Genomic DNA, 264 nt, shown 5'->3' with positions numbered 1-264 from the left:
CCGCAGCCGTTCTCAGGCACAGTGATGGTAACCTCGCCAAAGGTGCCGATGAAATCCTGCATGCGAATGCTGTTGCTTTGCTCGGCCTTGGACAGCGGCACGAGGACAAGAAACACCATGGCTGTGACCAAAAGCAGCGCGGCAAGGGCCGACAGCACGAGAACGGCAGCGGGAGAGAGTGAGGTGGCACGCATTAAGATGTAGCCGGTGCCGGACAGGACAGCGAGAAAGCTGAGAAGCGCAACCGGGCTCAGCAACGGAGGC

1 protein-coding gene is annotated in these 264 nt (G+C 60.2%); it reads right to left on the bottom strand.

Features of this window, described 5'->3' with window-relative positions:
* Positions 1–264: NfeD family membrane protein (locus tag WDW90_RS39840; RefSeq protein ID WP_336493087.1), on the bottom strand; the 264-nt coding region annotated here is incomplete at both ends.

This window comes from Methylobacterium nigriterrae (assembly GCF_037106235.1).
In the GTDB taxonomy this organism is placed as follows: domain Bacteria; phylum Pseudomonadota; class Alphaproteobacteria; order Rhizobiales; family Beijerinckiaceae; genus Methylobacterium; species Methylobacterium nigriterrae.
The sequence above is the reverse complement of the archived record's forward strand: the minus strand, read 5'-3'. Positions and strand labels throughout refer to the sequence as shown.